This is a genomic window from Pseudomonas sp. GW821-FHT03A09, assembly GCF_059421065.1.
The window spans coordinates 24,825-45,775 of record NZ_JBWKUX010000021.1; the positions used below are offsets into that span (position 1 = coordinate 24,825).

The 20,951-nt window shown below is 60.1% G+C and carries 19 protein-coding genes and 1 pseudogene; 14 read left to right on the forward strand and 6 right to left on the reverse strand.

Features of this window, described 5'->3' with window-relative positions; translation table 11 throughout:
• The first annotated feature begins 195 nt into the window (after window positions 1–195).
• On the forward strand, window positions 196–1,176 hold the full coding sequence (locus AC07V4_RS25990; RefSeq protein ID WP_492638642.1) for an AraC family transcriptional regulator: 981 nt from the start codon (window positions 196–198) through the stop codon (window positions 1,174–1,176).
• A gap of 133 nt (window positions 1,177–1,309) precedes the next feature.
• Here AC07V4_RS25990 and AC07V4_RS25995 read toward each other — a convergent pair whose 3' ends face one another.
• On the reverse strand, window positions 1,310–2,185 hold the full coding sequence (locus AC07V4_RS25995; RefSeq protein WP_492638643.1) for a LysR family transcriptional regulator: 876 nt from the start codon (window positions 2,183–2,185) through the stop codon (window positions 1,310–1,312).
• 114 nt (window positions 2,186–2,299) lie between these two features.
• Here AC07V4_RS25995 and AC07V4_RS26000 point away from each other — a divergent pair, with 114 nt between their 5' ends.
• The 3 genes from AC07V4_RS26000 to catA are packed head-to-tail and all read left to right on the forward strand — an operon-like array spanning window position 2,300 to window position 4,701.
• Window positions 2,300–3,427: a muconate cycloisomerase family protein gene (locus AC07V4_RS26000; RefSeq protein ID WP_492638644.1), complete on the forward strand. Its 1,128-nt coding sequence runs from the start codon at window positions 2,300–2,302 to the stop codon at window positions 3,425–3,427.
• Between the two features lie 12 nt (window positions 3,428–3,439).
• Window positions 3,440–3,730 carry a muconolactone Delta-isomerase gene (gene catC, locus AC07V4_RS26005; RefSeq protein ID WP_431751197.1) on the forward strand — a complete coding sequence of 97 codons (291 nt, stop codon included), beginning with the start codon at window positions 3,440–3,442 and terminating at the stop codon, window positions 3,728–3,730.
• A gap of 41 nt (window positions 3,731–3,771) precedes the next feature.
• Window positions 3,772–4,701 (forward strand): catechol 1,2-dioxygenase, encoded by a 930-nt coding sequence (gene catA, locus AC07V4_RS26010; protein WP_492638645.1) that lies wholly within the window; start codon window positions 3,772–3,774, stop codon window positions 4,699–4,701.
• Window positions 4,702–4,805: 104 nt separating this feature from the next.
• On the opposite strand, the gene AC07V4_RS26015 is transcribed toward catA, so the two are convergent.
• A complete protein-coding gene (locus AC07V4_RS26015) occupies window positions 4,806–5,279 on the reverse strand; it encodes an Lrp/AsnC family transcriptional regulator (RefSeq protein WP_431751199.1) in 474 nt (157 codons plus the stop codon).
• Window positions 5,280–5,423: 144 nt separating this feature from the next.
• Here AC07V4_RS26015 and kynU point away from each other — a divergent pair, with 144 nt between their 5' ends.
• Both kynU and AC07V4_RS26025 read left to right on the forward strand, forming a co-directional pair.
• The gene (gene kynU / locus AC07V4_RS26020) at window positions 5,424–6,674 is read left to right on the forward strand and encodes a kynureninase (protein ID WP_492638646.1); all 1,251 of its coding nucleotides are present in this window, start codon (window positions 5,424–5,426) and stop codon (window positions 6,672–6,674) included.
• A gap of 136 nt (window positions 6,675–6,810) precedes the next feature.
• Window positions 6,811–8,217, forward strand: coding sequence for an amino acid permease (locus AC07V4_RS26025; RefSeq protein ID WP_492638647.1), 1,407 nt, complete (start codon window positions 6,811–6,813; stop codon window positions 8,215–8,217).
• Here AC07V4_RS26025 and AC07V4_RS26030 read toward each other — a convergent pair.
• Window positions 8,163–9,059 (reverse strand): LysR substrate-binding domain-containing protein, encoded by an 897-nt coding sequence (locus tag AC07V4_RS26030; protein ID WP_492638648.1) that lies wholly within the window; start codon window positions 9,057–9,059, stop codon window positions 8,163–8,165. The genes AC07V4_RS26025 and AC07V4_RS26030 overlap by 55 nt on opposite strands.
• 188 nt (window positions 9,060–9,247) lie before the next feature.
• Here AC07V4_RS26030 and AC07V4_RS26035 point away from each other — a divergent pair, with 188 nt between their 5' ends.
• The 4 genes from AC07V4_RS26035 to AC07V4_RS26050 all read left to right on the forward strand — a co-directional run bounded on the left by AC07V4_RS26035 (window position 9,248) and on the right by AC07V4_RS26050 (window position 13,589).
• Window positions 9,248–10,012, forward strand: coding sequence for a sulfite exporter TauE/SafE family protein (locus AC07V4_RS26035; RefSeq protein WP_492638649.1), 765 nt, complete (start codon window positions 9,248–9,250; stop codon window positions 10,010–10,012).
• 44 nt (window positions 10,013–10,056) lie between these two features.
• A complete protein-coding gene (locus AC07V4_RS26040; RefSeq protein ID WP_431751204.1) occupies window positions 10,057–10,959 on the forward strand; it encodes a LysR substrate-binding domain-containing protein in 903 nt (300 codons plus the stop codon).
• A gap of 96 nt (window positions 10,960–11,055) precedes the next feature.
• Complete coding sequence (locus AC07V4_RS26045) at window positions 11,056–11,949, forward strand: NAD-dependent epimerase/dehydratase family protein (RefSeq protein ID WP_431751205.1); 894 nt, start codon at window positions 11,056–11,058, stop codon at window positions 11,947–11,949.
• Window positions 11,950–12,143: 194 nt separating this feature from the next.
• Complete coding sequence (locus tag AC07V4_RS26050) at window positions 12,144–13,589, forward strand: SulP family inorganic anion transporter (protein WP_492638650.1); 1,446 nt, start codon at window positions 12,144–12,146, stop codon at window positions 13,587–13,589.
• Window positions 13,590–13,609: 20 nt separating this feature from the next.
• Here AC07V4_RS26050 and AC07V4_RS26055 read toward each other — a convergent pair whose 3' ends face one another.
• Complete coding sequence (locus AC07V4_RS26055) at window positions 13,610–13,990, reverse strand: lysozyme inhibitor LprI family protein (protein WP_492638651.1); 381 nt, start codon at window positions 13,988–13,990, stop codon at window positions 13,610–13,612.
• A 263-nt stretch (window positions 13,991–14,253) separates the two neighbouring features.
• Between AC07V4_RS26055 and AC07V4_RS26060 the strand changes: the two genes are divergently transcribed.
• From AC07V4_RS26060 to AC07V4_RS26075, 4 genes are read left to right on the forward strand one after another with little or no spacing between them, the layout of a single operon-like run.
• Window positions 14,254–15,603 carry a GntT/GntP/DsdX family permease gene (locus tag AC07V4_RS26060; RefSeq protein ID WP_492638652.1) on the forward strand — a complete coding sequence of 450 codons (1,350 nt, stop codon included), beginning with the start codon at window positions 14,254–14,256 and terminating at the stop codon, window positions 15,601–15,603.
• A gap of 12 nt (window positions 15,604–15,615) precedes the next feature.
• A complete protein-coding gene (locus AC07V4_RS26065; protein WP_431753419.1) occupies window positions 15,616–16,476 on the forward strand; it encodes a MurR/RpiR family transcriptional regulator in 861 nt (286 codons plus the stop codon).
• A 1-nt stretch (window position 16,477) separates the two neighbouring features.
• The gene (locus AC07V4_RS26070) at window positions 16,478–17,941 is read left to right on the forward strand and encodes an N-acyl-D-amino-acid deacylase family protein (protein ID WP_492638653.1); all 1,464 of its coding nucleotides are present in this window, start codon (window positions 16,478–16,480) and stop codon (window positions 17,939–17,941) included.
• 29 nt (window positions 17,942–17,970) lie between these two features.
• A complete protein-coding gene (locus AC07V4_RS26075; RefSeq protein ID WP_492638654.1) occupies window positions 17,971–18,339 on the forward strand; it encodes a glyoxalase superfamily protein in 369 nt (122 codons plus the stop codon).
• 635 nt (window positions 18,340–18,974) lie between these two features.
• Here AC07V4_RS26075 and AC07V4_RS26080 read toward each other — a convergent pair.
• Together AC07V4_RS26080 and AC07V4_RS26085 are read right to left on the reverse strand one after the other, a co-directional pair.
• Window positions 18,975–19,838 (reverse strand): methyl-accepting chemotaxis protein, encoded by an 864-nt coding sequence (locus AC07V4_RS26080; RefSeq protein WP_492638656.1) that lies wholly within the window; start codon window positions 19,836–19,838, stop codon window positions 18,975–18,977.
• Window positions 19,830–20,894: pseudogene (locus AC07V4_RS26085) on the reverse strand (methyl-accepting chemotaxis protein); the annotation flags it as partial. The pseudogene AC07V4_RS26085 and the gene AC07V4_RS26080, both read right to left, overlap by 9 nt.
• Window positions 20,895–20,951 lie beyond the last annotated feature (57 nt).

Below are 20,951 nucleotides of genomic sequence, written 5' to 3' on the forward strand. Positions count from 1 at the left end.
GGGAGGCACCTTTTTTGTTTGGGCTAATCGGTGGCTCATTAAAAACAGTGCGATTGGGCATGGGCTATCCGCTTAATCGGGGAAGCTGGGCCAAATAATTGGGGCGGGTGCCGGACGGCGGCGCAATGCGCTACTGTGATTGAACAGACGCGCCGCCAGAGCGCGCAAACGCCTAACCGCCGTGGGTGCACCCTGATGAGCAGCCAAACGATTCAACGTTTCGACCTGGAAGGTGCGCGTAGCTGGATGTGTGGCATCTGCGGGCCACACCGGCTGGCCACCGCCACGCCCGAGCGCTTGCGCTTTCACCACAGCGCCAACGTATTCAAGTCCCGCGCCACCACCTTGGGCGTGATCGAGTACGGCACTGACGTGACCATCGACATCGAAGACGCCGAGCACTTCAGCAGCTACAGCCTCAGCCTGCCGTTGGTGGGTGAGCAGGAGTTGAGCAAGCACGGTTTACGCCTGAGTTCCAACCGCGACCAAGGCGTGATCATCTCGCCCAACGAGCACCAGGTCCTGGCGATTTCCGGTGACTGTCGCAAGCTGCAGGTGGTCATTACGCAGGCGGCTATGCGTGAGTCCCTGGAAGGTTTGCTGCAACGACCGATAGAAGCACCGCTGCGCTTTGAGTCGGTGATGGACGCGGTCGATGGCGCTTCGGCGTCGTGGTGGCGCATGGCGCGCTACATGATTGCGGAGTTGGAGTGCAGCAGTGAGCTGTATGAGCAGGCGGCGTTTACCCGGGACCTGGAAAGCTCGCTGATCAAGGGCCTGATCCTGGCCCAGCCGAATAATTACTCCGAAGAACTGCGCGACGTGCTCGGAGTGAAACTGCCGCACTACTTGATCCGCGCTCGGCAGTACATCCACGACAACGCCCGTGAAGCCATACACCTGGAAGACTTGGAGGCTGCCGCCGGTGTCTCTCGGTTCAAGCTGTTCGATGCTTTCCGCAAGTACTTCGCTCTATCGCCCATGGCCTACCTGAAGAAGCACAGGCTGGGCGTCGTACGTCAGGAAATCCTTGAACACGGCTCTACCCGTACGATTTCCGAAATCGCCCTGGGCTGGGGCTTTACCCATCTGGGACGGTTTTCGGCGGAGTATCGCAAGCTGTTCGATGAGTCACCGAGCCAGACCCTGCAACGCAAGCGCCTGCGCGCTATCTGAACTCAATGAAGATCAAACTGTGGGAGCTGGCTTGCCTGCGATAGCGGTGGATCAGTTGGCATCTTTACTAACTGGCCCACTGCTATCGCAGGCAAGCCAGCTCCCACAGGGGGATTGCGGTGTTTGGGTGGTATCAGATCAATTCTTCCACCAGTTGCAAGCAATGACTGAGCCCCGGCGACTGGTCATTCACCCGCCGGCTCAGAATGATCGGCGAGGTCGCGGTGGTTTCTACGATCGGTGTGTAACCGATGTCCGCCCGATGCAGTACCTGTACCGAAGCCGGCACCAACGTCACGCCCATGCCCGCGCCGACCAGGCCGATGGCGGTCTGCAATTCATTGGTCCATTGCGTTACCTTGAGGCTCAAACCGTGAGCGTCGAACAGCGCAATCACATGGTCGGCATAGCTGGGGCGCGGGTTGCCGGGGTAGAGCACAACGGGCTCGGCCGCCAATTGGGCAAGGGTGGCGGGCGCGCCGAGCAACGGGTGACCGGCGGGCAACACGGCCACCAGTCGATCTTCCACCAACACACGCTGGACGATGGCCGGGTCATCGATGCGAATGCGCCCGAAGCCCACATCGATACGTCCGGCCTTGAGGGCGTCGACCTGCTGCAGGGTGGTCATCTCCGACAACCCCAGCTCCAGCTCCAGCGAATCGTGGTTGCGCAGGCGCCGAATCAATTCCGGCAGTACACCGTACAGGGTCGACGGCGCAAAGCCGATACCCAGCCAGGTCTTCTCGCCCAGGCCGATGCGCCGCGTGTTGTCGCAGACCGTGCTCAACTGTTCCAGCAGCACATTGGCGTGTTCATAGAAAAAACGCCCGGCGTCAGTCAGCCGCAGTGGCCGGCCGCGTTCCAGCAGAATCACCCCCAGTTCATCCTCCAATTGCTGGATCTGCCGGCTCAGTGGTGGCTGGGCGATGTGCAGGCGAACGGCTGCGCGGGTGAAGTTAAGGGTTTCACCCAGCACCTGGAAATAGCGCAGATGACGCAGTTCCATGTCGGCTCCTTTCATACCTTGAGGGTATCGATTGAGACCAATTCTATATTGGAAGCCCGGAAAATTGCGGAACAGAATCGGCTCAAACCGATAAAGAACCCAATGGGTATAGCCATGCCGATTTGTACCATCGAGTCGATCGAAACGATCATCGTCGACCTGCCCACCATCCGCCCGCACAAGCTGGCGATGCACACCATGCAAAACCAGACCCTGGTGATCATCCGCCTGCGTTGCAGTGATGGCGTCGAAGGTATCGGCGAAGCCACCACCATCGGTGGCCTGAGCTACGGCAACGAAAGCCCCGACAGCATCAAGGTCAACATCGACCGTCACTTCGCACCGCTGTTGATTGGCCAGGACGCGGGCAATATCAACGCCGCCATGCAGCGTTTGGATCGCAGCATTCGCGGTAACACCTTTGCCAAGTCCGGTATCGAAAGCGCCTTGCTCGACGCGCTGGGCAAACGCCTGAACCTGCCGGTCAGCGAACTGCTCGGCGGGCGTGTGCGTGACGCCTTGCCGGTGGCCTGGACCCTGGCCAGCGGCAATACCGAACAGGACATTGCCGAGGCCGAAAAGATGCTCGATCTGCGCCGCCACCGCATCTTCAAGTTGAAGATCGGTGCCGGTGAGGTGGGTCGCGACCTGGCCCATGTGATTGCGATCAAGAAGGCCCTGGGCGAGCGCGCCAGTGTGCGAGTTGATGTCAACCAGGCGTGGGATGAAGCGGTGGCCCTGCGCGCGTGCAAGGTGCTGGGCGATAACGGCATTGACCTGATCGAGCAGCCGATCTCACGTAACAACCGTGGCGGTATGGCGCGGCTCAACCTGTCGAGCCCGGCACCGATCATGGCCGATGAGTCCATCGAGTGTGTCGAAGATGCCTTCAACCTGGCCCGCGAAGGCGCGGCGTCAGTGTTCGCCTTGAAGATCGCCAAGAATGGTGGCCCCCGCGCCGTGTTGCGTACCGCTGCGATTGCCGAAGCGGCAGGCATCGGCCTGTACGGCGGCACCATGCTCGAAGGTGGTATCGGCACCCTGGCCTCGGCCCATGCCTTCCTCACGCTGAATAAGCTGGCGTGGGACACCGAGCTGTTCGGCCCGTTGCTGCTCACCGAAGACATCCTCACCGAACCGCCGGTGTACCGCGATTTCCAGCTGCATGTTTCCCACTTACCGGGCCTGGGCCTGGCCATCGATGAAGAACGTTTGGCGTTCTTCCGTCGTGACAAACACTAAGAGGCGCCTGCCATGTTGTTCCACGTAAAAATGACCGTGAACCTGCCTTTGGACATGAACCCCGAACGCGCAGCCGCCCTGAAAGCCGACGAGAAAGCCCTGGCGCAGCGCCTGCAACAAGAGGGCAAATGGCGCCACTTGTGGCGCATCGCCGGGCACTACGCCAACTACAGCGTGTTCGATGTCGACAGCGTACAGGCACTGCACGACCTGCTGATGCAGTTGCCGCTATTTCCCTACATGGCCATCGAAGTGAACCCACTGTGTCGTCATCCATCGTCGATCCACGAGGACGACCGCTGAGCCTGTTTTGCACCCAATAACTACAAGATGAGGATTGCACCATGTCCATCCGACTGTCCCAGACTGCCCACGCCCAACAGTTTCTCGAAGAAGCCAGTGGTAACCTCAATGACGGCGGCAACCCGCGTGCCAAGGCTCTGATCTACCGTATCCTGCGCGACACCGTGAACATCATCGAAGACCTGGAAGTGACCCCGGAAGAGTTCTGGAAGGCGGTCAATTACCTCAACGAGTTGGGTAAGAACCAGGAAGCCGGTTTGCTGGCGGCAGGGTTGGGCCTGGAGCATTACCTGGACCTGCTGATGGACGCTGCCGATGAAGAGGCGGGCAAGTCCGGCGGCACGCCGCGTACCATCGAAGGCCCGCTGTATGTGGCGGGGGCGCCGCTGAGCAAGTACGAAGCACGGCTGGATGATGGCCAGGACGACGCGGTGCCGTTGTTTATGCGCGGGCAGGTACGCGACACCGATGGCAAGCCGCTGGCGGGTGCGATTGTGGATGTGTGGCAGGCCAATACCGGCGGCACCTATTCGTGGTTCGACCCGACGCAATCAGCGTTCAACCTGCGTCGGCGCATCGAGACCGATGCCCAGGGCAACTACCGCTTTCGCAGCATCGTGCCGTCCGGCTACGGCTGCCCACCGACCGGGCCGACCCAGCAGTTGCTCGATCAACTGGGGCGGCATGGGCAGCGGCCAGCGCATATTCACTTCTTCATTTCGGCGCCGGGGCATCGGCATTTGACCACGCAGATCAACCTGTCGGATGACCCGTATCTGCATGATGACTTTGCCTACGCCACGCGGGATGAGTTGATTGCCGAGATTCGCTTCAGTGACGATCAACAACTGGCCCGGGAGTTTGGCGTGCAAGGGCGGTTTGCGCAGATTGATTTTGACTTTGAGCTGCAACCGGCTGCCGCGCCGGTAGAGCAGAAACGCATGCAGCGGGTCCGCGCCCTGGAAGACTAAACGCGGTTAAAACTGTGGGAGCTGGCTTGCCTGCGATAGCGATGGTGCATTCACCACCGCTATCGCAGGCAAGCCAGCTCCCACAGGGTTTTGTGGTGTTGCGGTTATTTGCGGATGACCAGATCCAACACCTCATCCCGATCCTTGATCTTCTGCAGCACAATCTCCGAACGTATATCCATCACCCCGGCCGTGCGGTTCAGGTGGTTCACGATAAAGTCCGAAAAGTGCTTGAGGTTGCGCGCCTGCACCCGCAACACATAGTTGCTCGCGCCGGTAATCACATAGGCGCTGGCCACCTCCGGCCAGCCTTGCACCTTCTTGATAAATGTCTCATGCCAGTCCTCCATATCCTGGCGCAACGACAGGTGCACGATGGCCTCCAGCTCGATGCCCAGTTGCTCGGCATTCAGCACCGCACGGTAGCCGCTGATGATTCCCTCGCTCTCCAGCAAGCGCAAACGGCGCAGGCAGGCGGAGGGTGACAACGCGACTTTTTCCGCCAGTTCCTGGTTGCTGATACGCCCATCCTGTTGCAGGAAATGCAGGAGGCGCAGGTCGGTGGCGTCGAGAATCATGATTAGAATAAATCCACGTGTTTGGGGGTTAAATTCGAATTTCCTACAGCTTAATTAGCCTGTTACCCACCACTTTGCACGAAAATTCTCTAGAACTTCGCTCATTATTTTGTCCATTCTCACTTATAAAAATCAGGACCACCCATGACCACTCGAAGCCACTGCCAAGCCCTCGATGCCCTGGATTCACTCGCCCCGTTGCGACGCCAATTCGCGTTGCCCGAGGGGGTGATCTACCTCGACGGCAACTCTCTCGGGGCGCGTCCGGTGGCGGCGGCTGAACGTGCACAACAGGTCATCTGCGAGGAGTGGGGCAATGGCTTGATTCGCAGCTGGAACAGCGCCGGTTGGGCCGATTTGTCCCTTCGCCTGGGCAACCGCCTGGCACCGTTGATCGGCGCCCAGGACGGTGAAGTGGCCATCACCGATACCACCTCCATCAACCTGTTCAAGGTGCTCAGTGCCGCGTTGAGCGTGCAGCGCCAACGCCAGCCTGGGCGCAAGGTCATCGTCAGCGAGGCGAGCAACTTCCCCACGGATTTGTATATCGCCGAAGGCCTGGCCGAGTTGCTGCAACAAGGTTATTGCCTGCGGTTGGTCAACAGCCCGGATGAACTGCCCCAGGCCATCGACCAGGACGTGGCGGTGGTGATGCTCACTCACGTCAACTACAAGACCGGCTACATGTACGACATGCAGGCGCTCACCGCCTTGAGTCATGAGTGCGGTGCGCTGAGCATCTGGGACTTGGCGCATTCGGCGGGTGCGGTGCCTGTCGACCTGCACAAGGCCGGTGCCGATTATGCGATTGGCTGCACCTACAAGTATCTCAATGGCGGGCCGGGTTCCCAGGCGTTCGTGTGGGTCAACCCGACGTTGGTGGATGTGGTGCGTCAGCCGCTGTCGGGTTGGTTCGGGCATAGCCGGCAGTTCGCCATGGAGGCGCAATACGCCCCGAGCAGCGGCATTGCCCGCTACCTGTGCGGCACGCAGCCAATCACCTCGTTGGCCATGGTGGAATGCGGCCTGGAGATTTTCGCCCAGACCGATATGGCCAGCCTGCGCACCAAATCCCTGGCGTTGACCGACCTGTTTATCGCGCTGGTTGAAACCCGCTGCGCCGCCCACGGCCTGGTGTTGATCACACCGCGTGAGCACGCCAAACGTGGCAGTCATGTGAGTTTCGAACACCCTGAAGGCTATGCGGTGATCCAGGCGCTGATTACCCGTGGCGTGATCGGTGACTACCGCGAGCCGCGCATCATGCGTTTTGGTTTTACCCCGCTGTACACCAGCTTTACCGAGGTGTGGGACGCAGTGGAGATCCTTGGCGACATCCTCGACAACCACACTTGGGACCAGCCGCAATACAAAGTCCGAAACAGCGTCACCTGATACAACGCGGAACAAAATGTGGGAGCTGGCTTGCCTGCGATGACGTCAGTGAATGCACCGACGCTATCGCAGGCAAGCCAGCTCCCACAGGTTCAGCACCAGCAACAACAATCACAATAATAAAGGGGCACACCACGTGACCACGCCAGACCACGGCTTTGCAGAGATCACCCACCGCGAACTGGGCCTGAGGCGCCAGCTCACTTCCGGCCAGATGAGCATGATCGCTATCGGTGGCGCCATCGGCACCGGGCTATTCATGGGCAGCGCCTATGCCATTGGCTACGCCGGGCCCAGTGTGCTGGTGAGCTATGCCATCGGCGCATTGATCACCTTGCTGTTGATGGGCTGCTTGGCGGAGATGACGGTGGCCCATTCCACTTCGGGCTCGTTTGGTGCCTACGCCGAGTTCTACATCAGCCCGCTGGCCGGGTTTCTGGTGCGCTATGCCTACTGGGCGGCGATTGTGTTGGCGGTCGGGGCCGAGGTCACGGCGGTGGCGATGTACATGAAGTACTGGTTCGCCAATGTGCCGGAGTGGGTATGGATCGTATCGTTTTCCAGTGTGCTGATCCTGCTCAATGCGATCAGCGTGAAGACCTTCGGCAACTTCGAATACTGGTTCTCAACGATCAAGATCAGCGCCATTGTCGGCTTCATCATCCTCGCCGTGTACGTGGTGTTCGGCTCCGGCAACCCGGAATACGGCGTGCACAACTACACGGCCCACGACGGGTTTTTTCCCCATGGGTTGGGCGGCATGTGGATCGCGGTGATTGTGTCGATCTTCAGCTATTTGAGCGTGGAAATGATCGCGGTGGCCGCAGGTGAAGCGGCCGACCCGGAGCAGGCGGTGAAAAAAGCCTTCCGGGCGACCATCGTGCGGTTGGTGGTGTTTTACCTGCTGACCCTGGCCCTGATGCTCGCCATCGTGCCGTGGAACCAGGCCGGGCAAACCCAGAGCCCGTTCGTCACGGTGATGCAGACCATTGGCATTCCCGGAGCGACCGGCGTGATGAACTTCGTGATCCTGATCGCGGCGTTGTCGGCGATGAACAGTCAGCTCTACATTACCACTCGCATGATGTTCAGCCTGTCGCGCGCCGGTTTTGCACCCAAGTCCATGGGGGCCTTGAGCAAGAGCGGCATTCCGCTGAACGCCTTGCTGTTGTCCAGTTCGGGGATTGCCCTGGCGACCTTGTTGAACGTGGTGTACCCGGAAAGCTCGTTCACCCTGATGATGGCGATCTCGATGTTCGGCGCGATCTTCACCTGGTTCATGATCTTCCTCACGCACCTGTTCTTCCGCCGCTATCGCCAGCGTCATGGTGGGCCGAAGCTGTCGTTCCAGTTGCGGCTGTTTCCCTACAGCACCTTGCTCGGCCTGGGGCTGATGGGGGCGGTGATGATCACCACGTATTTCACCGAGGCGTTCAAGATGACCCTGGTGTTCGGCGTGCCATTCCTGTTGATTCTGTCGGCGGTGTACTACGGGTTCTTTCGCAAGGGCAGGGCCAAGGCTTCGAACAAAGCCTTGGCGTAACCCGGTAGATGATCGAACGAGCGCGCACATAACAACAGCTGTCGGCAGGCCCACGCTTCGCGCAAGGGTTGGGCCTTGAAGCGCTGCGCCGACGGCCAGCGGTCCAGTGCGGCCTGGGGCACGATGCCCAGGCCGGCGCCCCGGGCGACCATGCGCATCACCCCATCAAAGCCTTCGGCGCGGATGCGCGTCTGCAAGCGAAAGCCGGTATGCAGCGCCTGTTCCTCCAGGTACACCGCCAGCGCACTGTCGGCAGTCAGGCCGACGAAGTCGTATTGCAGGCTGTCGATGAAGCTCACCGTACCGTCTGCCAGGGGATGATCGAGGGGCAGGATCAACACCAGTGGGTCATCGCGAAACGGCAGGGTTTGCAGGCCGTGGGTATCCACGGCATCGGAGATGATTCCAATCTCGGCTGTACCTTGGCGCAGGGCCTGAGTGATGCGCAGGCTCGGCAGCTCCTGCAGGTCGATATCGAGGTTGGGGTGTTCGCGCAAAAAATCCGCCAGCAGTTCCGGCAGGTATTCGCTCAGGGCCGTGGTGTTGCACAGCAGGCGCACTTGGCCTTTGATGCCCTTGGCGTATTCCGCCAGGTCCTGTTGCAGATGCTCGGCTTGTTGCAGCAGCAAGCGGGCATGACGGGCCAGGGCTTTACCCGCTGCAGTGGGCGTGACACCGCGACGGCCGCGCTCAAGGAATTCGATACCCAACGATGCTTCCATCGCCCGGATGCGTGCGCTGGCGGCGGCCAGGGATAAATGGCTGCGTGCCGCGCCTGCGGTGATGTTGCCGGTGTCGAGGATGTGCAGGTAGAGGCGCAGGTCGATCAGGTCAAAGTGCATGGCTGGAACCTTCGGGTGACTGGACTGGCCTCATCGCGGGCAAGCCCGCTCCCACATTTTGATTGGTGAACACATTCAGTGTGGGAGCTGGCTTGCCTGCGATGGCGATTTCAGCCTAAAGCAAAACAAGAGTCTACCTCAGTATATGGCGAATTTTCGGACTGATCGAAAAGCGCCACAATCGGCCCATGAATACTTTCCTCGCGTTCTACCAAAATATCGGCCCGGCCCTGACTTTGTTGGTGGTCGGCACTTTTCTGCTGGCCGGCACCGTCAAGGGCGTGATCGGGCTTGGCCTGCCCACGGTGGCCATGGGTATGCTCGGCCTGGCTATGTTGCCGGCGCAGGCTGCGGCGTTGCTGATCATTCCTTCGACGGTCACCAACCTCTGGCAACTGATGTTTGGCGGCCACTTGAGTGACTTGCTCAAGCGCCTGTGGCCGATGCTGCTGCTGATTTTCCTCGGCACCGGGCTGGGTACTCTGTGGCTGGGAATGGACGGCGGGCAGTGGGTAGTGCGTGCGCTGGGGGGCGCGTTGCTGGTGTATGCGTTGAGCGGATTGTTCTTGCCCACGTTCAGGGTCGCACCTGGGACCGAACGTTGGTTGGGGCCGGTGTGTGGGCTGATCACCGGGCTTATCACCTCCGCGACGGGTGTGTTCGTGATCCCTGCGGTGCCGTATCTGCAAGCCCTGGGCTTGAACCGCGATCAACTGGTGCAGGCGCTGGGGCTGTCGTTCACGGTTTCCACGTTGGCATTGGCCGCGGGGATGATCTGGCGCGGTACGTTGGGCGGTGGCGAAATCAATGCGTCGTTGTTGGCCATGCTGCCTGCATTGCTAGGGATGTGGCTCGGCCAGGTGTTGCGCCGGCGCATCAGCGCGGTGCTGTTCAAGCGCGTATTTTTTATCGGCATGGCGCTGCTGGGAGGGCATTTGCTGATTGGCGGTTGAACCGCTCGGTGTAAGCTGCGCTGATCCGATAGAGAGGACAGCCTGTGAAAGCCCGATCCGATGAGCTACAAACCTTCGTCAGTGTGATTGAGTGCGGCTCGATTTCCGCTGCGGCGGAGCAGGTCGGGCAGACGCCATCGGCAGTCAGCCGCACCTTGTCGCGCCTGGAGGCCAAGCTCGACACCACGCTGATCAACCGCACCACACGGCGCATGGACCTGACCGAAGAGGGCAAGTACTTCTTCGAACAGGCCAAGGTGATCCTGGCGCAAATGGATGAATTGGAAGAGCGCCTGTCGTCACGCCAGAAAAACCCCGCCGGGCGGCTGCGCATTAATGCCGCCGTGCCGTTCATGCTGCACGGGATCGTGCCGTACATCGCCGAATTTCGCAGCCTCTATCCGGACATCCAACTGGAGCTGAACAGCGATGACTTGATCATCGACCTGCTGGAGCAGAGCACTGATATTGCCATCCGCATTGGGGCGTTGGCCGACTCAACCCTGCATGCGCGCTCGCTGGGTTGGTCGCCGCTGCACATCCTGGCCAGCCCCGCCTACCTCAAGCAGCACGGCACGCCGAGCACCGTGGCCGAGTTGGCGGATCACACTTTGCTGGGGTTCACCCAGACCGAAACCCTCAACCACTGGCCGCTGCGTCATGTGGAAGGCGACCGCTGGCTGATCCAGCCGCGCATTGCCGCCTCCAGCGGTGAAACCCTGCGGCACCTGGCGCTGGAAGGGCAGGGCATTTGCTGCCTATCGAACTTCATGACCATCGACGACATCAACGCCGGACGCTTGGTGCCGGTGCTGGAGGCGTTCAACAGCGGCTACCGCCAACCGATCAACGCGGTGTTTTATCGCAACTCGCAATTGGCCTTGCGCATCCAGTGTTTCCTGGACTTTATCCAGGCCAAGCTGGCACGGTACGCCGCTGATTCGTGACTTGTACGCAAGAGTGAATTGGGTAGCAGGGACTTATTCGACAGGGCGTGGGCGCTGATACTGGACCCATCACTTACCCCGTCAGGAGAACACTCCATGAACGTATTCGTTACCGGCGCTGCAGGTTTTATCGGTGGTTCCATTGCGACTGGCCTGGTCAAGGCCGGTCACGCGGTCACCGGCCTGGTGCGCAGCGCCGAACAGGCTGCCGAAATGACAGCCCTGGGCATCACCCCGGTGATCGGCACCCTTGACGATGCAGCCCTCTTGACCGCGCAGGCCCAGCAAGCCGATGCGGTGATCAACGCCGCCAGCAGCGATCATCGTGCAGCGGTAGAAACCTTGCTCGCCGCCTTGAAAGGCTCGAACAAGCCTTTCCTGCACACCAGCGGTTCGAGCATCGTCGGTGATGCGTCGGGCGGCAAGGCCAGCGATGTCATCTATTTTGAAGACAACCTGCCGGAGCCGACGGTAGACAAGGCTGCACGCGTGGCCATCGATAACTTGATCCTGGCAGCTGCCCGAGAGGGTGTGAATTCGGCCGTGATCTGCAACACCTTGATCTACGGCCACAGCCTCGGCGTGAAGCGTGACAGCGTGCAATTGCCGCGTTTGCTCAAGCAAGCGCGCAAGAGTGGGGTGGTGCGCCATGTGGGGCCGGGGCAGAACATCTGGTCCAACGTGCATATTGAAGACGTGGTGGCGCTGTACCTGCTGGCACTGACCAAGAACGTACCCGGTACTTTCTACTTTGTGGAGAGCAGCGAAGCGGCATTTGTCGACATGACCACCGCCATTGCCGAAGCCCTGAAGCTGGGCAAACCACAGGATTGGCCATTGGCCGAGGCTGAGGCCGAGTGGGGTTATGAAATGGCCAATTACGGCCTGGGCTCCAACAGCCGCGTGCGCGGCAAGCATGCCCGTGAGTTGCTGGGTTGGGCGCCGAAGCGTGCGTCGGTGGTGGAGTGGATTCGCCACGAAATGGTTTGATGTTCACTTAGAACCGAGGCGCTGCCATCGGGGGCAAGCCCCCTCCCACACGGACTGCATTCCAAAGCTGGAACTCGGTCAAATGTGGGAGGGGGCTTGCCCTCGATTGGGCCGACTCGGTCTTCCTGGCTAGCTCCCCCCGCCGCAATTCCGTACCATTCCCCGCCTTATCCCCCGCAATGCCCTGGTACCTCATGAACCTCACCCGTCTGCGCGCCGATGCCCTGGCCGGCCTCACCACGTCTTTCGCGTTGCTGCCCGAATGCATCGCCTTTGCCTTGGTGGCCCACCTCAATCCGCTGATGGGGCTCTACGGTGCCTTTATCATCTGCACCCTCACCGCGCTGTTCGGCGGTCGGCCCGGCATGGTCTCAGGCGCGGCCGGTTCGATGGCGGTGGTGATCGTCGCCCTGGTGGTGCAACACGGTGTGGAGTACCTGTTGGCGACCGTGTTGCTGGGCGGGCTGATCATGATTGCCTTTGGCGTCCTGCGCTTGGGCAAGCTGGTGCGCATGGTGCCGCACCCGGTGATGCTCGGTTTCGTCAACGGCTTGGCGATCATCATCGCGCTGGCGCAGTTGGAGCACTTCAAGAGCGGTGACACCTGGCTCAGCGGCACGCCGTTGTATGTGATGACGGGCTTGGTGTTGGTGACCATGGCCATTGTCTACCTGCTGCCACGGCTGACCCGCGCCGTGCCACCGGCATTGGTGGCGATCCTTGGCGTGGGCCTGGCGGTCTACCTGCTCGGCCTGCCGACGCGCACACTGGGCGACATGGCCCACATCGCCGGTGGCCTGCCGACCTTTGCCCTGCCGCAAATTCCCTGGACCCTGGAAACCCTCGGCATCATCGCGCCCTATGCATTCCTGATGGCCATGGTTGGCCTGCTGGAAACCTTGCTGACCCTGAGCCTTACCGACGAAATCACCGAGTCCCGTGGCTACCCCGACTGCGAAAGCGTGGCCCTGGGCGCGGCGAATATGGTCTCGGGGCTGTTCGGTGGCATGGGCGGTTGCGCGATGATCGGGCAGACCGTGATCAACCTCAGCTCCGGCGGGCGCGGGCGCTTTTCCGGGATATTTGCCGGGGTGATGATCCTGTTGTTCATTCTGTTTCTGTCGCCGTTGATCGAGCGCATTCCGTTGGCGGCGCTGGTGGGCGTGATGTTCGTGGTGTCCCAGCAGACCTTCGCCTGGGCGTCGTTGCGAGTGGTCAACAAGGTGCCGCTCAATGATGTGTTGGTGATTCTTGCGGTGACGGTGATCACGGTGTTCACCGACCTGGCGACCGCCGTGCTCTGCGGGATCGTGATTGCGGCGCTGAACTTCGCCTGGCAACAGGCCCGTGAACTGTACGCCGATGAGCATCTGGAAGCCGATGGCAGCAAGCTCTATCGCCTGCACGGTACGTTGTTCTTTGCCTCGACCAGGCCGTTCCTGAACCAGTTCGACCCGGCCAATGATCCGGCCCAGGTGACGCTGGATTGCCGTCACCTGAGCTTTGTCGACTATTCAGCCATTGCCGCACTGATGACCCTGCGCGAGCGCTACACCAAGGTCGGCAAGCACCTGCGGGTGCTACATTTGTCGGAGCGCTGCAGGAAGCTGCTCAAGCGCGCTCATGCGCATCACGACTAACTCGCTCATGTTCCTGATCCTTACGGCCCGACTAGGTCTTCCAATTCCTGGGCACGGGTCTGGGTCATGTCCACCACGCAGCCGGAGCCGTTGATCTGATCGATGGTGCCACCCGTGGCTGAGCCTGCGAAAGCGCAATTGGCGTCGCGGTACTTTATCCACAGGCGCTGCACGTCTTGCAGTTGCTGTTTACGTGGGCCTTCCTGGGCGGCAAGGGCGGTCTTGTAGGCTTTGTTCAAGCGGTCGTCCTGCACCTTGGCGGCCTGGGTGTTGCAACCGACCATCTCGGCGGTCGTGTTGGCGCTGTCCATGCACTTTTTCAAGGCCGCGTTATCGGCGGCCGAAGCGGTGCCACACAGGGCGAGAAGCACGGCGCTGGCGACGAGGGATGTGCGGATCATGATCGATTTTCCTGGGCGTGAGTGAATGCGCATTCTATGACTTGAGGCAGGCGCTTGAGTTTCCGAGGATCTCTAATCTTCATGTAAGAACACTTCATGTAAGAACACCCTCCGAATTTTCATGCACGGGTGTTGGGCATATCCCAACGCGACAGCGCTTATCTGTGGGCGAAAATTACTTTCATAAAAATTGAAAATAATCCTAGGTAATGATTTATGAGTTTCACAACCAATTCGACGTGACCCTTTCCGAGGAGTACCGCATGGCCGCATCACCGGGCTTCGGGCTATTGGCATACGCTGCCATCGCCATCATTGCTTTGATCGTGCTGATTGCACGTTATCGGCTCAACCCATTTATCGTCATTACCTTGGTGTCCATTGGCCTGGCGCTGATGGCCGGGATGCCGGCGGACACGATCATGGGTTCCTATGAGGCGGGCGTCGGTAAAACCCTGGGGCACATCGCGCTGGTGGTGGCGTTGGGCACCATGCTTGGCAAGATGATGGCCGAGTCCGGGGGCGCCGAGCAGGTCGCGCGCACGCTGATTAACCGCTTCGGCGAGCGCAATGCCCATTGGGCGATGGTGTGTATTGCGTTCCTGGTGGGGCTGCCGCTGTTTTTCGAGGTCGGTTTTGTGTTGCTGGTGCCCATTGCGTTTACCGTGGCGCGGCGTGTGGGCGTGTCGATCCTGATGGTCGGCTTGCCGATGGTCGCGGGCTTGTCGGTGGTGCATGCGCTGGTGCCGCCGCATCCGGCGGCGATGATGGCAGTGCTGGCCTATAACGCGTCGGTAGGGCAGACCGTGCTGTATGCGATTTTGATCGGCATTCCGACGGCGATCATTGCCGGTCCCGTTTACGCCAAGTTCATCGTGCCGCATATTCACCTGCCCGCAGAAAACCCGCTGGAGCGCCAGTTCATCGAGCGCGAACCACGCACCCGCTTGCCGAGCTTTACCCTGACCATGGGCACCATTCTGTTGCCGGTGGTGCTGATGATGATCGGCGGTTGGGCCAACGTGATTTCCACGCCAGGCACTGGGTTCAACCAGTTCCTGTTGTTTATCGGCAATTCGGTGATCGCGCTGCTGGTGGCGACCCTGGTGAGTTTCTGGACCTTGGGCCTGGCCCAGGGCTTTAACCGTGAGTCGATCCTCAAGTTCACCAATGAATGCCTGGCGCCGACCGCCAGTATTACGTTGCTGGTGGGCGCAGGCGGCGGGTTGAATCGCATTCTGGTGGACGCGGGCGTTACCAACGAGATTCTCGGCTTGGCCCATGCCTTCCAGCTGTCGCCACTGGTGATGGGTTGGCTGTTTGCCGCGTTGATGCGTATCGCCACCGGTTCGGCCACCGTCGCCATGACCACGGCCTCGGGTGTGGTTGCGCCTGTGGCCATGGGCATGGGTTATCCACACCCGGAATTGTTGGTGCTGGCCACTGGCGCGGGCTCGGTGATCTTTTCCCATGTCAACGACGGCGGCTTCTGGCTGATCAAGGAATACTTCAATATGACGGTGATCCAGACCTTCAAGACCTGGACCGTGCTGGAGACTTTGATTTCGGTGGTCGCGTTCGGTCTGACTTATGGTCTTTCCTGTCTTCTGTAATCCGGAGAACCCATGGACATCCTCTACCAGATCCGTGCTCGTCAGGACTCTTTCAGTGCCGGTGAAGGGCGTATCGCCAAGCTGATGCTCGATGATGTGGGCTTTGCCGCGTCGGCCAGCCTGGAGGCGTTGTCCCAGCGGGCCGAGGTCAGTACGGCCACCTTGTCGCGTTTTGCCCGCAGCGTGGGTTGCCGCGATTTACGTGATTTGCGCCTGCAACTGGCACAGGCCAGTGGCGTAGGCAGCCGCTTCCTCGACCCGGCGGGTTTGCCGGAGCAGTCTGCGTTTCACCGGCAGATTCTGGGGGATATCGAAGCGACGTTACGTCAGCACTTGTCCGGTTTCAACCAGGCGAGTTTTGTCGATGCGGTGAGCCTGCTGGGCAAGGCGCAGATGATTCATGCCTTCGGCATGGGGGGGCCATCAAGCCTGTGCAGTGACGAATTGCAGGTACGACTGGTACGCCTGGGCTACCCGATTGCCGCCAGCCATGATCCGGTGATGATGCGCGTCACGGCGGCAACATTGGGCCCCGAGCATGTGTTGATTGTGTGTTCGCTGACCGGCCTGACGCCCGAACTGTTAGACGTGGTTGCGCTTGCACGTAACTACGATGCGCGCATTGTCGCCATCACCCTGGCCGATTCTCCCCTGGCTCAGTTGGCGGATGTGCTGCTGCCGCTGCAACCGGCTGAAACCAGTTTTATCTACAAACCCACGGCGGCGCGCTACGGAATGTTGCTGGCCATCGACCTGCTCGCCACCGAGTTGGCCCTGGCCCTGCCGGACGACAACCAGGAACGCCTGCGCCGGATCAAGCTGGCCCTGGACGATTATCGCGGCGGCCCCGACAGCCTACCGCTTGGAGACTGATATGAAATACGACACGCTGATTCGCCAGGCGCTGATCATTGATGGCCGCAACACCCCGGGCTATGTCGCTGATGTGGGACTTTTGGCGGGGCGCATCGAGACGATCGGTGACTTGTCGGCTGCCGTGGCCGAGCATGAAATCGATGCCCATGGCCGTGTGCTGTCGCCGGGGTTTATCGACGTGCACACCCACGATGACACGGTGGTGATCCGCCATCCGCAGATGCTGCCCAAGCTCAGCCAGGGCGTGACCACGGTGATCGTCGGCAACTGCGGCATCAGTGCCTCGCCGGTGAGTTTGCGCAGTGATCCGCCGGACCCGATGAACCTGTTGGGCAGCGCTTCGGCGTTTGTTTATCCACGTTTCAGCGACTATCGAACGGCTGTCGAAAATGCTCATCCGGCGGTCAACGTCGCCGCGCTTATCGGCCATACGGCGCTGCGCAGCAACCATATGGACGACCTGCATCGCACCGCAACGCTGGACGAAATCGCGGCCATGCGCGTGCAACTGCAAGAAAGCCTGGAAGCCGGCGCCCTCGGTTTATCCACAGGCCTGGCCTACGCCAGTGCGTTCAACGCTGAGACCGATGAGGTGTTGCAACTCAGTGAAGAATTGACGGCGTTCGGTGCGGTGTATACCACCCATTTGCGCAGCGAATTCGAGCCGGTGCTGGAAGCGATGGATGAGGCGTTTCTGATCGGTCGACATGCCCAGGCGCCGGTGATCATTTCCCACCTTAAATGTGCCGGTGCGGGAAACTGGGGACGCAGTCCGCAGCTGCTGGCGTCGCTGGAGTTGGCGGCGAAAACCCATTCGGTGGGGTGTGATTGCTACCCCTATGCGGCGAGTTCTTCGACCTTGGATCTCAAGCAGGTGACTGATGCATTTCGGATCACCATCACCTGGTCGACGCCGCACCCGCAGATGGGCGGGCGCGATTTGCAGGATATTGCCGCTGAGTGGGACGTTTCGTTGATGGATGCAGCCCGTCGCCTGCAACCGGCGGGGGCAGTGTATTACGGAATGGATGAGGCGGATGTGCGGCGGATCCTGGCGCATCCGTTGTCGATGGTGGGGTCGGATGGGTTGCCTGAAGATCCGTTCCCGCATCCGCGTTTGTGGGGTGCGTTTCCACGGGTACTGGGGCATTTCAGCCGGGATGTCGGGCTGTTCCCGCTGCACACCGCAGTGCACAAGATGACCGGCTTGTCGGCGGCGCGGTTTGGCTTGGCGGAGCGCGGAGAGATTCGTGAAGGGCACTGGGCCGACCTGGTGCTGTTCGATCCGTTGCGCGTGCGTGATGTGGCGGATTTCAAAGAGCCACAGCGCGCGGCGGAAGGCATTGACGGGGTGTGGGTCAACGGGGTGTTGAGCTACAGCGACGGGCAGGCGAACGGTCAGCGGCCAGGACGTTTCCTGGCGCGTAGCGGGGATTTGCGGCGTGGGTTTTCATCACTATAGTGGGCGCTCTTATTAGCGGAGCGGTCGCCATGCACTTAGGAAAAGTCACTCCCATCCTGCGGATCTTCGACGAGGCCAAGGCGCTGGAATTCTACGTCGATTTCCTGGGGTTCAAGGTGGATTGGCAGCATCGTTTCGAGGCGAATTTTCCGCTGTATTTGCAGGTGTCGTTGGGCGAGTGTGTGTTGCATTTGTCCGAGCACCATGGCGATGCCTCTCCGGGGGCGGCGGTGCGGATTCAGACGCAGGATGTGGACGCCTATCAGCAGCAACTGCTGGCCAAGGATTACCGGTATGCCAAGCCCGGGGTTGAGGAAACACCTTGGGGATCGCGGGAGATGAGCATCAGCGATCCGTTTGGCAATCGGCTGGTGTTTGCTGAGGACGGCGAGGGTTGATCGGTAAATCGCAGGCAATAAAAAACCGCCTTAGTAGGGCGGTTTTTTTGCAATCCCAGTTAGTGGCTGGGGTTGCTGTCTCAAAGATGCGTTGACCCGCAGGCGGATACTACCGCCGGTCATTTTATCGCGCAAGGTTGGGCGATGGTTGGCATCGGTAATCTTGAGCGTTCCATGATGTCGATTTTCGCTGCAAAAGTTTGCAATAGATCTGCAAATCAAATACTGGATATTTGACCACTGCCTGTCACACCGTCATGGCGGATTTTGGTTAGGCTTCACCCCGTTCTGCGTTTGTTGCTTTTAGGTGAGCCGGGTACGCGCGCGAATTTTTGGACTGATCGCCACGGGCTAGTAATCCGTGCCGGATTCATGCGAGAAGCCCATTAGCCTGGCCGCCTCAGAGATGCGATGACCCGCGTCCAAAGGCTCACGTGTTCCGGTAAGTGCGCTGGAGGTAAGGCCCAACTCACGGAGGGCCGAGTATGTCTAAGTTTGCACGACGTACGTGGAACCTAGTAGTGAACTGCCTGCGTGCTTATCACGTTTGGAAGTTCCTGCGGGACAGCTTCGATGACCGCTAAGGTCTGAGAAGTGGAGCTGCCTCGGTTTATACCGAGGCGGTTTTTTTGTTTTTACACCCGGAAATGACTAACCATCTGCTGCAACTGGCTACCCAACCGTGCCAGTTCCACACTCGACTTGGCCGTCTCGTCACTCGCTGTAGCGGTCTGCTCCGACACATCACGCACATTCACAATGCTGCGGCTGATTTCTTCGGCCACGGCGCTCTGCTGCTCGGCGGCGGCGGCGATTTGCTGGTTCATCGACTGGATGTTTGACACCGTACGGGTGATGTTTTCCAGTGACGCACCGGCTTTGCGTGTCAGCTCGACGCTGCTGTCGGTGAGGCTGCGGCTGTTGTTCATCACTGTGGCCACTTGCTGGGTGCCGTTCTGCAAACCGGCGACCAACCCTTCGATCTCTTCAGTGGATTTTTGTGTGCGCTGGGCCAGGCCACGCACCTCGTCGGCCACCACGGCAAACCCTCGACCGGCTTCACCGGCACGCGCTGCTTCAATCGCCGCGTTGAGCGCCAGCAGGTTGGTCTGTTCGGCCACGGCCTTGATCACATCCATCACGCTGCCGATCTTGTTGCTCTCTTGTTGCAGATGGGTCATGGCATCGGTAGAGCGTGCCACTTCGGCAGCCAGGCGTTCGATTTGGGCGATGGCTTCGGCCACCACCTTGTCGCCTTCGCGGGCTTGGCCGTCGGCGTCGGAGGCGGCTTGGGACGCCTGTTCGGCATTGCGTGCGACTTCCTGCACGGTAGCGGTCATTTCGTGCATCGCGGTAGCGACCTGATCGGTCTCGATCTTCTGGCTGTTCACGCCAGCGCTGGTTTGTTCGGTAACGGCTGACAGTTCTTCAGCGGCGCTGGCGATCTGGGTCACGCCGTCGCGAATACCGCTGATCAGCTCGCGCAGAGTGGTACCCATACGCTGGATGCCTTGTTGCAGCACGCCCAGTTCATCACGGCGAGTGACCTGGATATTGTGGCTCAAGTCGCCGGAGGCAATGCGCTCCACCACGGCCAGGGTTTCCTGAATCGGGCGGGTGATCTGACGGGTGATGACCCAGGCGGCGATGACGCCCACCAGCAGCGCCAGCAGTGTGCTGATCAATTGCAGGCTACGGGCCTGGATACTTTCTGCGTCACGGCGTTCCAGTTGAATGTCGTACAACTTGTCGCTGATGGTCACGATGTCGCTGCCCTGAGTGGTCATTTCGGCACGGGCTGCAACGATATTGGCATTGGCTGCCTTGTAGTTTTGCACAGCGCTGCGATAGGCACTGAGTGCGGTTTCCAGTGCGGCCAATGCGGTCTGTTGGCTGCTACCGAAGGCGCTGCTGAGACTTTTCAAGCTACTGACGGCTTTCTCGATTTGCGCAGCGGCGCGGGCTTCGGTCTCGGCGTTGGCGTTGTTGGTGTAGCCACGCACTTCATAGCGTGCGACTTGGAATTCTTCCTTGGCGTTGGTCACGGCCTGGTACTGAGTGAACCGCTCCGGGCTGTCACCCATCTGCTGCACACTGGTGTCCAAGGCATTGATTTGCGCATTGGCGATGTCGGCTTTGTCGCCCATCACTTGGCGCGCGGCATTGCCGTTACGGTAAGCCTCGCGCATTTTGTTCAGCGACTGCTGATAGGCGGTAATGACCGCTTTCTGGTCATTGAGCAGCTTGAGGTTTTCCGGGCTCTTGAAGGTATCGAGCAGCTTTTGCTGCTGGGCAACGAAGGCGTCAAGGCTGGTCTGTACGTTCTGCGCCACGGTTTCGTCGCCGTTGGCCAACATGTATTGCAGGCGCACGATGCGTAGTTTGGTCAGCGAGGCGTTGAGCTGAGTGATGTCGCTCATCCAGTTGCTGCGATCGATCAGGCCGCCCAGGCTGGTCCAGCCGGTGAGGGCCAGAATCGAAGTGAGGACCAGTACCAGGCCGAAACCCAGGCCGAGTTTGAGGTTGACGCTGATGTTACCGAACCAGCTGTTCATCGAATGCTCCGCAAGAATGATGTCTGTTTGCTGGATGGTATTGTTGTTTGAGCCAGC